The 16,851-nt window shown below is 63.7% G+C and carries 12 protein-coding genes; 7 read left to right on the top strand and 5 right to left on the bottom strand.

Going from position 1 to position 16,851, the window contains the following annotated elements:
* Nucleotides 1–5: 5 nt before the first annotated feature.
* The 5 genes from def to PATSB16_RS10290 all read right to left on the bottom strand — a co-directional run bounded on the left by def (nt 6) and on the right by PATSB16_RS10290 (nt 8,689).
* Nucleotides 6–539 (bottom strand): peptide deformylase, encoded by a 534-nt coding sequence (gene def, locus PATSB16_RS10270; protein WP_047214041.1) that lies wholly within the window; start codon nt 537–539, stop codon nt 6–8.
* 16 nt (nt 540–555) lie between these two features.
* Nucleotides 556–2,646 (bottom strand): NAD-dependent DNA ligase LigA, encoded by a 2,091-nt coding sequence (ligA, locus tag PATSB16_RS10275; protein ID WP_047216467.1) that lies wholly within the window; start codon nt 2,644–2,646, stop codon nt 556–558.
* Between the two features lie 97 nt (nt 2,647–2,743).
* Complete coding sequence (locus PATSB16_RS10280; RefSeq protein ID WP_047214042.1) at nt 2,744–4,030, bottom strand: cell division protein ZipA C-terminal FtsZ-binding domain-containing protein; 1,287 nt, start codon at nt 4,028–4,030, stop codon at nt 2,744–2,746.
* Nucleotides 4,031–4,090: 60 nt separating this feature from the next.
* Nucleotides 4,091–7,606 carry a chromosome segregation protein SMC gene (smc, locus tag PATSB16_RS10285; protein WP_047214043.1) on the bottom strand — a complete coding sequence of 1,172 codons (3,516 nt, stop codon included), beginning with the start codon at nt 7,604–7,606 and terminating at the stop codon, nt 4,091–4,093.
* 120 nt (nt 7,607–7,726) lie between these two features.
* Complete coding sequence (locus tag PATSB16_RS10290) at nt 7,727–8,689, bottom strand: DMT family transporter (RefSeq protein ID WP_047214044.1); 963 nt, start codon at nt 8,687–8,689, stop codon at nt 7,727–7,729.
* Between the two features lie 170 nt (nt 8,690–8,859).
* Here PATSB16_RS10290 and dapC point away from each other — a divergent pair, with 170 nt between their 5' ends.
* From dapC to PATSB16_RS10325, 7 genes are read left to right on the top strand one after another with little or no spacing between them, the layout of a single operon-like run.
* Nucleotides 8,860–10,062, top strand: a complete 1,203-nt coding sequence (gene dapC / locus PATSB16_RS10295; protein WP_047214045.1) for a succinyldiaminopimelate transaminase — start codon at nt 8,860–8,862, stop codon at nt 10,060–10,062.
* Between the two features lie 24 nt (nt 10,063–10,086).
* Entirely contained in the window at nt 10,087–10,914 is an 828-nt protein-coding gene (dapD, locus tag PATSB16_RS10300) for a 2,3,4,5-tetrahydropyridine-2,6-dicarboxylate N-succinyltransferase (protein WP_047214046.1), read from the top strand.
* A 2-nt stretch (nt 10,915–10,916) separates the two neighbouring features.
* Nucleotides 10,917–11,264: an arsenate reductase gene (locus tag PATSB16_RS10305; RefSeq protein ID WP_047214047.1), complete on the top strand. Its 348-nt coding sequence runs from the start codon at nt 10,917–10,919 to the stop codon at nt 11,262–11,264.
* 6 nt (nt 11,265–11,270) lie between these two features.
* Nucleotides 11,271–12,446 carry a succinyl-diaminopimelate desuccinylase gene (gene dapE / locus PATSB16_RS10310; protein WP_047214048.1) on the top strand — a complete coding sequence of 392 codons (1,176 nt, stop codon included), beginning with the start codon at nt 11,271–11,273 and terminating at the stop codon, nt 12,444–12,446.
* A 60-nt stretch (nt 12,447–12,506) separates the two neighbouring features.
* Complete coding sequence (gene prmB, locus PATSB16_RS10315; RefSeq protein WP_047214049.1) at nt 12,507–13,391, top strand: 50S ribosomal protein L3 N(5)-glutamine methyltransferase; 885 nt, start codon at nt 12,507–12,509, stop codon at nt 13,389–13,391.
* Between the two features lie 25 nt (nt 13,392–13,416).
* Nucleotides 13,417–14,850 carry a cardiolipin synthase gene (cls, locus tag PATSB16_RS10320; protein ID WP_047214050.1) on the top strand — a complete coding sequence of 478 codons (1,434 nt, stop codon included), beginning with the start codon at nt 13,417–13,419 and terminating at the stop codon, nt 14,848–14,850.
* Nucleotides 14,851–14,895: 45 nt separating this feature from the next.
* The gene (locus PATSB16_RS10325; RefSeq protein ID WP_047214051.1) at nt 14,896–16,851 is read left to right on the top strand and encodes an ATP-binding cassette domain-containing protein; all 1,956 of its coding nucleotides are present in this window, start codon (nt 14,896–14,898) and stop codon (nt 16,849–16,851) included.

Genomic DNA, 16,851 nt, shown 5'->3' on the forward strand with positions numbered 1-16,851 from the left:
GCCGCTCAATCGTCGGCCGGTGCGTCAAGCCCTGGGAACAGTACGTCGGTATAGCCGAACTTTGTAAAATCGGTGATGCGCATCGGGTATAGCTTGCCGATCAGGTGGTCGCATTCGTGCTGCACCACGCGCGCGTGGAACCCCTCCGCCACACGGTCGATGGGCTTGCCGTACTGGTCGACTCCCTCATAACGGATCATCGAAAAGCGGTTGACCATGCCGCGCAATCCCGGCACCGACAGGCAGCCTTCCCACCCCTCGTCCATATCCTGGGTGAGCGGCGTAATCACCGGATTGATCAGCACCGTCTGCGGCACTGCCGGGGCGTCCGGATAACGCTCGTTTTGCTCGAAGCCGAAAATCACCAGTTGCAGGTCGACGCCGATTTGCGGTGCCGCCAGTCCGGCACCGTTGGCCGCGTGCATGGTCTCGAACATATCCCGCACCAGTTCGTGCAATTGCGGTGTATCGAAGTGCTCGACGGGCTTGGCGATGCGAAGCAGCCGCGCATCACCCATCTTGAGAATTTCGTGAACCATCGAGTGCTCTCCCTTTTCAGTTCGCATCCAGCAACGCAAGCATGCCGTCTTCGTCGAGCACCGGCACGCCCAATTCCTCGGCCTTGGCCAGCTTGCTGCCGGCTTCGGCACCCGCCACGACGTAGTCGGTCTTTTTCGACACCGACCCGGCGACCTTGGCGCCGGCGGCCTCGAGCCGCTCCTTGGCTTGCTCGCGGGACAGCGTCGGTAACGTCCCCGTCAGGACAAATGTCTTGCCGGCCAATGGACTGACCGCCGCGGCGCGCTGTGGTTCGCTCTCCGCCCAACTGACGCCGGCCGCGCGCAGTTGTTCGATCACCTCGACATTATGCGGCTCGGCGAAAAAATTGGCGATGGACTGCGCTACCACCGGGCCGACATCATTGACCTCCAGCAACTCGGCTTCGCTTGCCGCCATCAGCCGATCCAGCATGCCGAAGTGACGGGCCAGGTCTTTGGCGGTTGCCTCGCCCACATGGCGAATGCCCAGCGCATAGATGAAGCGCGCCAGCGTCGTATGCTTGGCCTGCTCGAGCGCCGCCAGCAAATTGCTGGCCGATTTATCGGCCATCCGATCCAGGGCCGCCAGCTTCGCCAAGCCCAGCTTGAAGAGATCGGCCGGCGTGCGAATCAGGTGCTGATCGACCAATTGGTCGATCAATTTCTCGCCCAGTCCGTCGATGTCCAGCGCCCGGCGCTGGGCAAAGTGCCATAGCGCCTGCTTGCGCTGCGCGGCACAAATCAGTCCACCGGTGCAGCGCGCGATCGCCTCGTCCGGCAGCCGCTCGATGGCCGATCCGCACACCGGGCAGGCGCTCGGCATGACAAACGCGCGCGCATCGGCCGGGCGCCGCTCCAGCACCGCGCCCACCACCTCCGGGATCACGTCGCCAGCGCGCCGCACGATGACGGTGTCGCCAATCAGGAGATCCTTGCGGCGGACTTCGTCCTCGTTGTGCAGCGTCGCGTTGGTTACCGTCACGCCCCCGACGAACACCGGCGCCAGGCGCGCCACCGGCGTGATGGCGCCGGTCCGGCCGACCTGAACCTCGATATCGAGCAAGGTCGTCAGCGCTTCCTGCGCGGGGAATTTATGCGCCAGCGCAAAGCGCGGCGCGCGCGACACGAAGCCCAGGCGCTGCTGCTCATCGAGCCGGTTGACCTTATAAACGACGCCGTCGATGTCATACGGCAAAGACGCCCGGGCCTGGCCGACCTCCCGATAGAACGCGAGCAGGCCACCCGCGCCGTGCACCACGGCACGCCTGTCGCATACCGGCAGGCCGAGCTCGAGATACCAGCGCAACAACGCGTCGTGGGTCGGCGGCATATCCGCGCCCAGCAATTCGCCAATACCGTAAGAAAAAAACGACAGGGGACGTCGTGCCGTCACACGCGAATCGAGCTGACGCAAGCTGCCAGCCGCGGCATTGCGCGGATTGGCAAACTCCTTTTCGCCCGCCTCGCGCTGGCGCTCGTTCATCTTTTCGAAGTCACGGCGGAACATCAACACTTCGCCACGCGCTTCCAACACCGCCGGCGGGGTCCGCGTCCTCAGGCGCAGCGGGATCGAGCGCACGGTCTTGATGTTGGCCGTCACATCCTCGCCGGTCGTGCCGTCGCCTCGCGTGGCGGCCTTCACCAGCAGTCCGTCCTCATAGCGCAGCGCGACTGCCAGGCCGTCGAATTTCAACTCGCAGGCATATTCGACGGCTTGTCCAAAGAGGTCATTTGCATCGCCGTCGCGCTCATACAGCGCCTCGCTGACTCGCCGGTCGAATGCGACGACATCCTCGTCGGCAAACCCGTTGTTGAGCGACAGCATCGGGACTTTATGCGTGACGGTCGCAAAACCCGTGGCGGGCTGTCCTCCAACGCGCTGCGTCGGAGAATCGGGAGTGACCAGCTCGGGATGCTCGGTTTCGATCTGCACCAGGGCCGCGTAAAGGCGGTCGTACTCGGCATCGGGCACCGTCGGAGCGTCGAGCACGTAATAGGCGTAGTTATGCTGTTCCAGCTCGGCGCGCAGCCGCGCAGCCTGTTCGGCCGGAGAAGTGATGCCGGCACGTGCGACTGCCGTGCCGGATTTAGTAAGAGAGTCGGACATGCGCTCGTTCATTGGCGTTGACGACGATCATTATGCCAATGAAGTCGCGGTTTGTACCGCGCAAGTTGAGCGCTAAGCGGCCAATGCCGGCAACCTGCTATTGACCGAAAAGACGACGGGTCGACAGAGTGCCGGCCGGCAATCCGCGTTGTTCCAGCCGTGCATAGAGCGACATCAACTGGGTTTCGATTCCGGTCAGCGCGGCCTCCGGCAGCAGGCGGCGCTGATCATCGACAACCCGCCCGCCGATGCGCTGGCCGATTGACTTCGCGTAGTCGCACATCAACCGGAACGGCAGCAGGTCTTCGTCCGCCACAGGCACGTCGAGCAACAGCGTGATAAGGTCGCCGCCCTTGTAAGTCAGGTCGTCGCGCAGGAAATTGGTGTCGCCGAACTGCAGCGTGAACACCGGATTCTGGCGCGTGTCGAGCTTGACGAAACGCGTGCCGTCACGCGAGAGCAGCAGACCATCCTGGGTCGCCACCGCCTGGATGTAATTCGCGGACCAGGGGGCGCCGTCGGACAGCACGTTGACCGACAGTTGCGCGTCGCATTGCGCGGCGAAGCTGTCGAGGTCGCGCGCCTTGCCGACGGTCTCCATCATGTCGGGCAATTCCGGCAGGGCGTCCACCGCATCGGCCAGCGTCTGGACCTGGCTGATGAATTCGGAAAACTCGACTTCGTTGAGCGGCCCCGCGCGATTTGCCAGCTGCACCGCCATGCGCAACTGCGTATAGCGTCCACCCGAGCGCAGCAATTCCCAATGCGGGGGATCTTCCACCCAGCCTTCGACATGCACGGCCTTCCCACCGGCGCGGCGCATCCGTTGCGCCAGCGGCAGCACACGTTCGGCGTTGATCGTGCCGCCGAGCGGCAAATTCACGACACAATCGATGCGCTCATCCACGACGGCCGGCGCGATTGCCGCATTGCCCGCCGGCGCGGCCGGCTTCGGATTGGAGGCCTGCGGCTTCGGTTCGCTCGGCTCGTTCGATTTGGGGGCGCCATCATCGTGCGTCGCCGCGTCGGCAATCTGTGCAGGCGAAGCCTCTTCGACCGGCGCAGGCGCCTGGGCCGTGTCCGGCGCCTCAGGGACGTCTTCGGCCGGCGGTGTGTGCGATGCATCGACCGCCGTCCGCGCCAGCGTCGGCTCGCGCCGCTCGGCGCTCACCGGGTGAGACTTGCCGGCCGCCGGCAGGCTTGGCTCGATAAACGGACGTTCATCCTCGTGTTCGGCCGCGGCCGGCACCATCCCTTGGCTGCCGCCTTTCATCGAGCGGGGAATTCTTCGTTTCACCTTACTGCTTTGCCAGGCGTTATAAGCCACCACGCCGAGCAATATCACGATCCCTGTGCCAATCAGTCCCAGCTGCAGCTCATTCATGCGCGGCTTCCTTCTCTCGCTCCGTAGGCATTGCTATTCAATCTTTCCTGGCCAGTCCGCTCAGTTGGACTCCACCATGTTCACGGCCGATTCCATATCCACCGCAACGATGCGCGACACACCCTGCTCCTGCATGGTAACGCCGATCAGCTGGTGAGCCATTTCCATGGCGATCTTGTTGTGTGAAATGAACACAAATTGCGTTTTGCTTGACATCCGCTCGACCATCTTCGCGTAACGCTCGGTATTGGCGTCGTCGAGCGGCGCATCCACTTCGTCGAGCAGACAGAACGGTGCCGGATTCAGCTGGAACATGCCGAACACCAGCGCGATCGCGGTCAGCGCTTTCTCCCCGCCCGACAACAGGTGAATGGTCGAATTCTTCTTGCCCGGCGGTTGCGCCATCACCTGCACGCCGGCATCCAGGATTTCCTCGCCGGTCATCATCAGCTTGGCCTGGCCGCCGCCGAACAGCAACGGAAAAAGCTCGCCGAAATGCCGATTGACTTCGTCGAACGTCCCTTGCAAGAGGGTGCGCGTTTCCTGGTCGATCTTGCGGATCGCATCCTCCAGGGTATTGATAGCCTCGGTCAGATCGGCCGATTGCGCGTCGAGGAAGGTCTTGCGCTCGCGCGCGGCGGTCAATTCGTCCAGGGCGGCCATATTGACCGGTCCGAGCGCATTGATCGCATTGTTGATCCGCGTCACCTCGCCTTGCAGCCATGAGGGCTTCATATCGGCCTGCAGCCGGGCAGCCAGCGCCGCCTCATCGACCTGCGCGGCCGCCAGTTGTTCGGCAAACTGCTCCCGGTTCAAACGCGCCGCCTGTTCCTTCAGCTGCAGCTCGGTAATCCGATCGCGCAGCGGCTGCAAACCTCGCTCGACCGTCAGGCGCTGCTCATCCATCTGCCGCAACTGCAATGTCAGCGCATCCAGTTCCGAGCGGGCCGCAGTGAGGATCTCCTCCTTTTCGGCCCGCACCGTCAGGGCGTCCTGCAAACCGTTCTCGACGGTTTGCTCGGTAATTTTTACCAACTCAATCTGAGCTTGCTCGATGCTCGCGACGAGGCGTTCGGCCTGCTCATGCGATGTCTGAATATTTCTTGTTAATTCATTGATTTTATTTTCGATATTCTTCTCGGCAAATTTGGCTTCCTGAGCAGCGCGCTCAAGATCCCGCAGTTGATTGCGCGCCTCGCCAAGCATGGTGTCGAGCGATTCGAATTCGAGCTGCCCATCCTCGAAATGCGCCTGCAACTCGGCCAACCGGGCATCGGCCTGTTCGAAATTCGCCTCCGACTCCGCCCGCAGGGCCAGTTGCTCCTCGATTTGCAGGGCGATTTCGCGCAACTCGTCGTCGATTTGCGTGCTGCGTGCGTTGTAGCGCTCGTATGCCTGGGTCAGCTTGAGCACATCCAGCTGCAGCGCATGAACTTGCTGGGTCGCCCGCTCGGCACGCGCTCGCATCTCGCCAAGCGCCTGACTGCTCTGGCTGTAGGCGGCTTCGCAGCGCACCGCGGCGGTCTTGGCTTCGTCACCCAGCAGCATCTGCGCGCGCAGTTGCCTGGTCAGGTTTTCAATTTCCTGCTGCCGGGCGAGCAGTCCGGCCTGCTCGGAGTCCGCCGCATACAGTTGCACGCCAACGCGGCTGACCAGATGACCTGCTGGCACGACCAGCGTCGCGCCGGCCGGCAGCTGCGCGCGCAGCAACAGCGCCTGTGCCATGTCGTCGGCCACAAACACGGCCCCCAGCCATTCCTGCAACACCGCCCGCAACCCCGGATCGTCGATGCGCAGCAACGCCATCAAGGGACGCAGCCCGGCCGGCGACTCGAGCGGGAGGCTCGCCGCCGGGGGCGAATAAAACGCCAGTTTGGCCGGGGGAGCATCGCTGGCAAACGCCTTGATCCAGTCAAGATTGCTGATTTCGAGTGCCGCCAACCGCTCGCGCAGCACCGACTCGAGTGCATTTTCCCAGCCCGGCTCGATATGCAGCTTTTTCCAGAGGCGCGGCAATTGCGCGAGTTCGTGCTTGTCGAGCCAGGGCTGGACCTTGCCCTCGGTCTGCACGCTTTCCTGCAACTGCTTGAGCGCGGCAAGGCGTGCTTCGAGTTGTGCGATCGCGGCTGCTTCGGCCTGCACCCTAGCCTGCGCCGACCGCCGCTCCTCGTCCAGGCGCGGCAACGCTTCTTGCGCTTCGGCCAGCGCCGCCTGTGCGTCCTCGAGCAGCGCCTGCTGCTCGGCCAACTCGCCACGCAGATTTTCCAGCAAGACTTCGTCCGGCTTGTCGAGCCCGCGCGCCTCGCCCTGCAGGCGCTCCTGGCGCTGCTGCAATTGCTGCAGGGACTGGTCGGCGTTGCGTTGATGTGCGGCCTCGAGTTTCAGGGCCTGCTCGACCTGGGCGATTTCCGCACGTTGCTCGTTGAGCCCGGCCTGAGCGTCGCGCCAGCGAGCCTCGGTGGCCGGCAGTGCGTCACCGCGCGCGGCAGCCTCGTCCTGCGCCCGCGCGCTGCGCTCCTCGGCAATCGATAATTCCTCGGTCGCCTCGGCCAACTCGCTCTGCGCCTGGGCCGAACGTGCCAGCCACTGCTCGCGCTGGGCGCTCAGGGCGGCGAGCTGCGCCTGCACCCGGTTGCGCGACTCCACCACGAAGCGGATTTCCGCCTCGAGCCGGCTGACTTCGGCGTTCGCTTCATACAGTCCACTTTGTGCGGCCTGCACGGCATCGGTCGAGGTGTAGTGCGCGGCGCGCAGGGTTTCCAGCTCGGACTCCGAGGCCCGCAGCCGAGCCATCTGGGCTTCCAGGTCGATCTGCGCCTGCTCGATGGCGCGCTGCTGGCGCTCCTGTTCGGCCTGCGCTTCATTTCTGCGTAACAGCCAGAGCAGTTGCTGCTTCTCTTCGCCGTCGCTTTGCAGGGCCTTGAACTGTTGCGCGACCGCCGCCTGGGATTCGAGCTTGTCCAGGTTACTCGCCAGCTCCCGCAGAATATCTTCTACCCGCGTCAGATTCTCGCGCGTATCGTGCAGGCGGTTTTCCGTCTCGCGGCGGCGCTCCTTGTATTTGGATACGCCCGCGGCCTCTTCCAGAAATACCCGCAACTCATCGGGCTTGGCCTCGATGATGCGGGAAATCATGCCCTGACCGATGATCGCGTAGGCGCGTGGGCCCAGGCCCGTGCCAAGGAAAATGTCCTGAATGTCGCGGCGGCGTGCCGGCAGGTTGTTGATGTAATAGCTCGACGTGCCGTCGCGCGTCAGCACGCGCTTGACGGCGATCTCCGCGTACTGGCTCCATTGGCCGGCCGCGCGGCCGTCGCTGTTATCGAAAATCAGCTCGACGCTGGACCGGCTGGCGGGTTTGCGGGTGGTCGAGCCATTGAAAATGACGTCCTGCATCGATTCGCCGCGCAATTCGGAAGCGCGCGACTCGCCGAGCACCCAGCGCACCGCGTCGATAATATTCGACTTGCCGCAGCCGTTGGGCCCGACGACCCCCACCAGTTGGCCGGGCACGTGAAAATGGGTCGGATCGACGAAGGATTTGAAGCCAGCCAGTTTGATGGAGGTCAGACGCACGGCAGGTTCGCTTATACGGTCATTGGAAAAACGCTGGACACGCCCACAGCAGCGTCAGCACACCCTGTCGGCCCTGATCGCGCTGGCGCGGCACCAGGGAGCCGGATTCATGGGTGTGAATCATACCATCGCATCCCCGGCTCGGGCCCTTTTCCCGGCATCGCGATGCGAAGTTTCGGGTAACAGACCAGCGATGACGCCTGCCGCCACAATGCAAGTACCGCCGGCAACTTCGCGCAACCCGAGCACTTCACCAGCGATCAGGCACGAGGACACCGCCGCCACGACGATCTCGAACAGCATGATCAGCGCCGCGCGGTTGGCGGCGACGCGAGCCAGGCCGAACTGCACGATCACATTGGTCGCGGCGATCGTCACACCCAGCGCGATCAGAACCAGCGCGGCAGGCACGCGCTGCGAAACCGGCGCCGCACCGTGCCCCAAAGCCTCGGGCATGATCCACAGCGACAGCGCGCCGGTGATCACGCAACCGACAAACATCACCCAGGTCCGCATCTCCGCCCGCATCTCGGGCAATACCTGGCTGGCACGCCGAACCAGCACATTGTTGGCCGCAAACCCCATCCCGGCCAGCAGCCCCATCCACTCGGCCGGCGTGGCCGGTACCGGCCACCCGCCCTTGGCCGGCCAAAGCATCAGCGCGGCCCCGCCCAGCGCCAGCGCGATGAGCAGCGCGCCAGCGACGGTGAGCCGCTCGCTCAGCAACCATTGCGCCAGCAGGGCCGTCCACACCGGGCTCAGATAAAACAGCAGTAGAACCCGCATCACATAGCCGTGCGTGGTACCCCAGACGAAACAGATATTTGCGACGCCGGCCGCCAGACCGATGGCCGGCAGCAACCACGAAGCGCGCAGCGTCGAGAACCGGCGCCAGTAAACCACGCTGATGAAAAGCGTCGCGACCACTGCGCTCAACACTTGCGCCAAAGCCGCGGAAATCCCCCACGTCAGCAGCATCCGGTACGGATACCAGGAAATGCCCCACACCGACGATCCGACCAGAATCGACAGCGCCGGTGCCCAGCCCGGCGCTGCTGGAGCCGAGCGAACCGCTTCCGTCATGTTTTCCCCTTAAGAAAGCCGCCGAATGCCGCGCCGCCGATGAAGACATTCAGCGCCGAGGCGTTCTACCACGGTATAATTTTCGACTTGCCAATTTTGCGCTATCACTGCGCGTCGGCGTGAACACCCCCGATCACCCCCGATGCATTGACCGAGAATCCTCATCGCCCGTGAATCCGTTACTCGCAAAACTCCAGCCGTACCCCTTCGAGAAGCTCAGAGCCCTGGTGCAGGACATCACGCCGGCGGCTGGTTTTAAACCCATCAGTTTCGGCATTGGCGAGCCCAAGCACCCCACCCCGCTGTTCATCAAGGAAGCCCTGAGCGACGCGCTCGGCGGCTTGTCCAATTATCCAGCGACCCAGGGCACCGAGGCTTTGCGGCAGGCCATCGCCAACTGGCTCGAAAAACGTTACCGGCTGCCGAACGTCAACCCGGCAACCGAAGTACTGCCGGTCAACGGTTCTCGCGAGGCGCTGTTTTCGTTCGCCCAGGCAGTGGTCGACGCCAGCCGTCCCGGTGCGCTGGTGTTGTGTCCGAATCCGTTCTACCAGATTTACGAGGGTGCGGCGCTCCTGGCAGGGGCGACCCCTTATTTCGCCAACAGCGATCCGGCGCGCAATTTTGCGCCCGATTACGATGCAGTGCCAGCAGAAATCTGGCAGCAGGTGCAACTGCTGTTCGTTTGCTCGCCGGGCAATCCGACCGGCGCGGTACTCGGCCTGGACGACTGGCGCAAACTATTCGCGCTGTCCGACCAGTACGGCTTCACCATCGCCAGCGACGAATGTTATTCGGAGATTTATTTCGACGAAGAACGCCCGCCGCTCGGCGGGTTGGAGGCAGCGCACCAGTTGGGTCGGAATTTTGACCGCCTGGTGGTGTTTTCCAGCCTGTCCAAACGCTCCAACGTGCCGGGCATGCGCTCGGGGTTCGTCGCGGGTGACGCAGCCTTGCTCAAGCAATTCCTGCTTTACCGCACCTACCATGGCTGCGCGATGAGCCCGGCGATCCAGGCCGCCAGCGTCGCGGCCTGGAGCGACGAGGCGCACGTGCGCCTCAATCGCAGCAAATATGTGCGCAAATTCCAGACGATCGCGCCACTGCTGGGCGAAGTACTGGACGTCGCCATGCCCGACGCGGGCTTTTATCTGTGGGCCCGCGTCGACCGGCGAACCGGCCTGTCGGATACCGAATTCACCCGGCGCCTGCTGGCCGACTACAATGTGACTGTTCTGCCCGGCTCGTTTCTCGGCCGGGAAAGCCAGGGGACCAATCCGGCAAAGAATTTCGTACGCATCGCACTGGTGGCGGAAGTCGACGAATGCACCGAAGGTGCTCAACGCATCGTGCAATGCTGCCGAAGTCTTTAATTTCTTTTTTTATCGATCTATACCATGTCGCAACAACTGCAAAATATCATCGACCAAGCCTGGGACAACCGCGCTGAGATCTCCGCCAAGAACGCACCGGCCGACGTGCGCGAAGCTGTCAATCACGTGCTCGGCGAGCTCGACCGGGGCGCACTGCGCGTGGCTGAAAAGAAAGACGGCCAGTGGATTGTCAACCAATGGCTGAAGAAGGCGGTGCTGCTGTCGTTCCGCCTGGAAGACAACGTGCCGATGCCGGCCGGCGGTTTTTCGCAGTTCTACGACAAGGTGCCGACCAAGTTCGCCAATTACACCGCGGAAGATTTCGCGGCCGGCGGCTTTCGCGTGGTCCCCCCCGCCGTGGCCCGGCGCGGCTCGTTCATCGCCCGCAACGTCGTGCTGATGCCCTCGTACGTGAATATCGGTGCCTACGTCGATGAAAGCACGATGGTCGACACGTGGGCTACCGTCGGCTCATGCGCGCAGATCGGCAAGAACGTGCACCTGTCGGGCGGCGTCGGCATCGGCGGCGTGCTCGAGCCGCTGCAGGCCAATCCGGTCGTCATCGAAGACAACTGCTTCATCGGCGCGCGCTCCGAAGTCGTCGAGGGCGTCATCGTCGAGGAAAACTCGGTTATCTCGATGGGTGTCTACATCGGCCAGTCCACCAAAATCTACGACCGTGAAACCGGCGAGGTGCATTACGGCCGCGTGCCGGCAGGCTCCGTGGTGGTGCCGGGCAACCTGCCCTCGAAAGACGGCAAGTACAGCCTCTACTGCGCCGTCATCGTCAAGAAGGTCGACGCGCAAACGCGCGCCAAGACCGGCATCAACGAACTGCTGCGGGGCGACTGACCATGAGCGCGGTGCTGCACGGCATTCCCAATTGCGACACCGTGAAAAAGGCCCGCGTCTGGCTCGACGAGCAGCGCGTGGCCTACACGTTCCAAGATTTCAAGAAAGCCGGCGTGAGCGCCGCCATGCTCAGCGGCTGGCTGACCCAGGTGCCGCTCGAGACGCTGCTCAATCGGCGGGGCACCACCTGGCGCAAACTCACCGCGGCCGAGCAGGCCAGCGCCAGCGATGAAGCCGGCGCAATCGCGCTGATGATGGCCCAGCCTTCGCTGATCAAGCGTCCCGTATTGGTTGCGCACGGACGCGTTACCGTCGGCTTCAAGCCCGAACTCTATCGAGCGCTGTTCTGAACGCCCATGACCCATACGTCGCCCCACACGTCGTCCCATCCGCCCTCGCCCACCCTGGTGCTCACCGAGCAATTGATTGCCCGCCGATCGGTGACGCCCGACGACCAGGACTGCCAGGACCTGCTGATCGAACGCCTCGCGCCGCTCGGGTTCGTCTGCGAGACGATCGTCTCGGGCGACGTCACCAATCTCTGGGCAGTGCGGCGCGGTAGCGCAGGCACGGACGGCAAGCTGCTCGTGTTCGCCGGCCACACGGATGTCGTGCCGACCGGCCCGCTCGATCAGTGGCACTCCGATCCATTTCTGCCGACCCATCGCGACGGCAAGCTCTATGGCCGCGGCGCTGCCGACATGAAGACCTCGATCGCCGCGTTCGTCGTCGCAGCGGAGGAGTTCATCGCACTCGAGCCGGATCACCGCCATGCCATCGGACTGCTGATCACCAGCGACGAGGAAGGACCCGCCACCGACGGCACGGTCAAGGTCGTGCAGGCCCTGCAGCAACGGGGCGAGCGCCTGGACTACTGCATCGTCGGCGAGCCGACATCGGTCGACACGCTGGGCGACATGGTCAAGAACGGCCGGCGCGGATCGCTGTCCGGCAAACTGACCGTCAAGGGCGTGCAAGGCCATATCGCTTATCCGCACCTGGCGAGCAATCCGATTCATCTGGTCGCGCCGGCGCTGGCCGAACTGGTGGCCGAGCGTTGGGACGACGGCAACGAATATTTCCCGCCGACCACCTGGCAGATGTCGAATATCCATGCCGGCACCGGCGCCACCAACGTCATCCCTGGCGAGGCGGTGATCGATTTCAATTTCCGCTTTTCCACCGCCAACACGGTCGAGAGCCTGCAGGCGCGCGTTCGGGCGATACTCGACAAACATGGTTTTGCCTACGACCTGAACTGGACCGTCGGCGGCCTGCCGTTTCTGACCCCGCGCGGCGATCTCTCGCAAGCGCTTGGCGCGGCCATCCGGCAGGAAACCGGCGTCGAGACCACGCTCTCCACCACGGGCGGCACGTCGGACGGGCGCTTCATTGCCCAGATTTGCCCGCAAGTGATCGAATTCGGGCCGCCCAACGCCAGCATTCACAAAATCGACGAGCACATCGAAATCGCGTTCATCGAACCGCTCAAAAACGTATATCGCGGCGTACTGCTGCAGCTGGTGCGGTAGGTTTCCCAATAACGATCTTCCGCGCTGCCGGCCGCCGGCGGCGTCAATCTGGAGAAGTTCATGTCCGACCATCCCTTCACGACGGTGCGCGATCTGCTGCGCTACGCCGTCTCGCGTTTTACCGAGGCCAAGCTGGCGTTCGGCCACGGGTGCGCGTCAGCGTACGACGAGGCTGCCTACCTGGTACTGCACACGCTGCATTTACCGCTCGACACGCTCGATCCGTTTCTCGACGCCACCTTGCTGCCAGCCGAAATCGAGCGCGTGTTGTCGGTCATCAACCGGCGTGCCGGCGAGCGCGTGCCCGCCGCCTACATCACCAATGAAGCCTGGATGCACGGCTACCGGTTCTATGTCGACGAGCGCGTGATCGTGCCGCGCTCGTTCCTGGGCGAATTGCTGGAGGAGCAGTTCGCTCCCTGGATCGCCCAGCCGGAACAAATCAGCCACGTGCTCGAACTCTGCACCGGCTCCGGCTGCCTGGCGATTCTGGCAGCCGAAGCTTTCGCGCAGGCGCACATCGATGCGGTCGACCTGTCCGGCGACGCACTGGCGGTCGCCGCGATCAACGTCCGGGACTACGAATTGCAGGATCGCATCGCCTTGCACCAGGGCGATCTTTACGCGCCGCTGCCATCCACGCGGTACGACCTAATTCTGAGCAATCCGCCATACGTCAATGACCAGGCAATGCAGAGCCTGCCCGCCGAATACAGGCACGAACCCCGCATGGCCCTGGCCGGCGGCAACGACGGTATGGAGGTGGTGCGCCGCATCATCGCCGATGCCGGGCAATGGCTCACCCCCGACGGCCTGCTGGTCATCGAGGTCGGTCACGAGCGCGCCCACGTCGAGGCGGCCTTCCCCGACCTGGAAATGACGTGGCTGAGCACCAGCGCCGGCGACGACATGGTATTCCTGGTGCACGCCGCGGCGCTGCCATGACGGCGCGAGCCAATCTTTCCAGATAATGTCGCTGACACCGTTTCATCTCGGATCGCTGCTTGCACTGCTGCACCTGCTCGGCATATTGGCCGCGATCCACGCCATCCTGACGGTGCGCACCTCGCAGGGCGCGGTCGCGTGGGCCGTATCGCTGCTCGCCGCGCCTTACTTCACCCTGATTCCCTATTTGATCCTGGGGCGCAGCAAATTCTCCGGCTATGTCGAGGCGCGCCGGCAGCGAAACCGCTTAATGCACTCGCGCGTTGGCGAAATCGACTGGCATGCCGGCCAGCCGGGCGCGCTGCAACGGAACGTCGGGTTCAGCGCGCTCACACGCCTGACCGGCATGCCGTTTACCGCGAACAACGGCGTGCGGCTGCTGATCAATGGCGACGCGACCTTCGCGGCCATATTCGAAGCGCTGCGCCGGGCACGCAGTTACATCATCGTGCAATTTTTCATCGTGCATGACGATGCGCTGGGCCGGGAATTGCAGCAGATTCTGCTCGAGCGCGCCGCCGCCGGTGTCAAGGTGTACTTCCTGTACGACAGTATCGGCAGTTACGATCTGCCGGCGCAGTACACCGAGACGCTGCGCGACGGCGGTGTCCATGCGCACGCTTTCGCCACGCAGCGCAGCCTCATCAAACGCTTCCTCAACCGCTTTCAGCTCAACTTCCGCAATCACCGCAAAATCGTCGTGATCGACGGCGACCGTGCCTTCATCGGCGGGCATAACGTCGGGGTCGAATATCTTGGCCGCAAGCCACCCCTGTCACCCTGGCGCGACACCCACATCGATGTCACCGGGCCGGCCGTCATCGGTATTCAGCGCGCATTTGTGGAAGACTGGCACTGGGCCACCGGTGAGATTCCCTCGGTCAAGCGCCTGCCGGCCCCGTCCGGGGCCAGCATGCATTGCCAGGTGGTTCCCAGCGGCCCGGCCGACCGGCTCGAGACCTGCTCGCTGTTTTTCGTCGAGTGCATCAATGCCGCCGAACAACGGGTCTGGATCACCACGCCTTACTTCATCCCGGACGAGGCGGTTTTCTCGGCACTGCGCCTGGCGGTACTGCGCGGCGTCGACGTGCGCCTGTTGATTCCGAGCCGGCGCGATCACTACGTCGTGTTCGAGGCCACCACGCTCTACGCCTATGACGCGGTGCGCGCCGGCATCCAGGTCTACCAATACCAGCCCGGCTTCGTGCATCAAAAGGTCGTGCTGATCGACGACGCCGCCGCCGCGGTAGGCAGCGCCAACCTTGATAATCGCTCTTTCCGGCTCAATTTCGAGATCATGCTGTTGACCGTCGACGACGTCTTCGCCAAGGATGTCGAACACATGCTCGATACCGATTTCGCCCAGGCCAGGCCAATGACGCGCGACGCTTACTACCGTTTGCCTTTCTGGCGACGCATCGCGATGCACGTCGCGCGGCTGTTCGCCCCCATCCTGTAATTGCCCGCCCGCTAAAATACGGGTTTCACCGATTTTGACCGCATTGTGATTCGTTTCGAACGCCTTAGCCTGTCGCGTGGCACCAAGCCACTTTTCGATAACACCTCGGTGCTGATCAATCCCGGCGAGGCGGTCGGCCTGATCGGCGCCAACGGCGCCGGCAAAACCACGCTGTTCGCGCTGCTGCGCGGCGCGCTGCATGCGGATGGCGGCGAGGTGACGATGCCGCCGAGCTGGCGCATCGCGCACGTCATGCAGGAAACGCCGGCCGTCGAGCGCATTGCGCTGGACTATGTGCTCGATGGCGACACGGCGCTGCGCGCGGCCGAAGCCGCCATCGAAGCGGCTCAGCGCCAGCACGATGGCCACGCCGAGGCCGAGGCGCATGCCACCTTCGCCGATGTCGACGGCTATACCGCGCCGGCGCGAGCTGAAGCGCTGTTGCTGGGCCTGGGCTTCACGCTCGAGCAAACGCGCCAGGCGGTCGCCAGTTTTTCCGGCGGCTGGCGCATGCGGCTGAACCTCGCGCAAGCTTTGATGTGTCCGTCCGATCTGCTGCTGCTCGACGAGCCGACCAACCACCTCGATCTCGATGCGATCGTCTGGCTCGAAGACTGGCTGCGCCGCTACGCCGGCACGCTGATCGTGATCTCGCACGATCGGGAGTTTCTCGATGGCGTGTGCAATGTGACGCTGCACATCGAAAATCAGCAGATCAAGCGCTACGGCGGCAACTATAGCCAGTTCGAAGTACTGCGAGCTCAACAGATCGCGCTGCAGCAAAGCGCCTATGAGAAGCAGCAAAAAACCATTGCCCACCTGGAAAGCTTCATCAACCGCTTCAAGGCGAAGGCCACCAAGGCGCGGCAAGCGCAGAGCCGGGTCAAGGCGCTCGAGCGCATGGAGCTGATCGCGCCGGCTCACGTCACCTCGCCATTCACCTTTGAATTCCGCTCACCGGACGCCGCGCCCAACCCGATGCTGGTCCTCGAAGACGTGCGCTGCGGCTATCGTGCCGAGAACGACGGCGGTGCCTCCGCCATGGCGGAGAAAGTCATCCTGCCGGCGGTCACGCTGTCGGTGCAAAACGAGCAACGTATCGGCCTGCTGGGCGCCAACGGCCAGGGCAAATCGACCCTGATCAAAACGCTGGCCGGCACGCTCGCGCCATTGGCCGGCCGCGTCAAACACGGCAAAGGCCTGCAGATCGGTTACTTCGCGCAGCACCAGGTCGAAACGCTTCGCCACGACGACTCCCCGCTGCAACATATGGCGCGATTGGCGCCGGACACCCGCGAGCAGGAACTGCGCGATTTCCTCGGCGGTTTCAATTTCCGTGGCGACATGGCAAGCGCGCCGATCGCCCCATTCTCCGGTGGCGAGAAAGCCCGGCTGGCCCTGGCGCTGATCATCTGGCAAAAGCCGAATCTGCTGCTGCTCGACGAGCCGACCAACCACCTCGACCTGGAAACGCGCCATGCATTGACCATGGCGCTGGCGCAATTCGATGGCACCTTGATTCTCGTGTCGCACGATCGGCATTTGCTGCGCGCCACCACCGACCAATTCCTGCTGGTCGCCGGCGGGCGCGTGCAGCCGTTCGACGGCGACCTGGACGACTACCGCGACTGGCTGTTGCAGGACGCTGCGGACAAACGCAGCGCGTCACGCGCGGCTGCCAGGCCGGACGCCGGCGCGCCGGCTGACACGGGCACCAACCGCAAGGAGCAGCGCCGCGCCGAAGCTGAAGAACGGCAACGGCTGACTCAGTTGCGCAAACCGCTGCAAAACAAAATCGCCAAGCTGGAGAAGGAACTGGCCGAGCTCGAGCAGGAGAAGCAACGGCTCGAAGCCATTTTGGCCGACTCGGCCACCTATACCGACACCAACAAAACGCTGTTGACCGACAGCCTGAAGCGTCAGGGCGAGCTCACCGCCCGGCTGGCCGAAGTCGAGAGCGCATGGCTCGACGCGCAGGAAGCGATCGACAGGATCGCCTGA

It is taken from the genome of Pandoraea thiooxydans (assembly GCF_001931675.1).
GTDB classification, from domain to species: Bacteria; Pseudomonadota; Gammaproteobacteria; order Burkholderiales; family Burkholderiaceae; genus Pandoraea; species Pandoraea thiooxydans.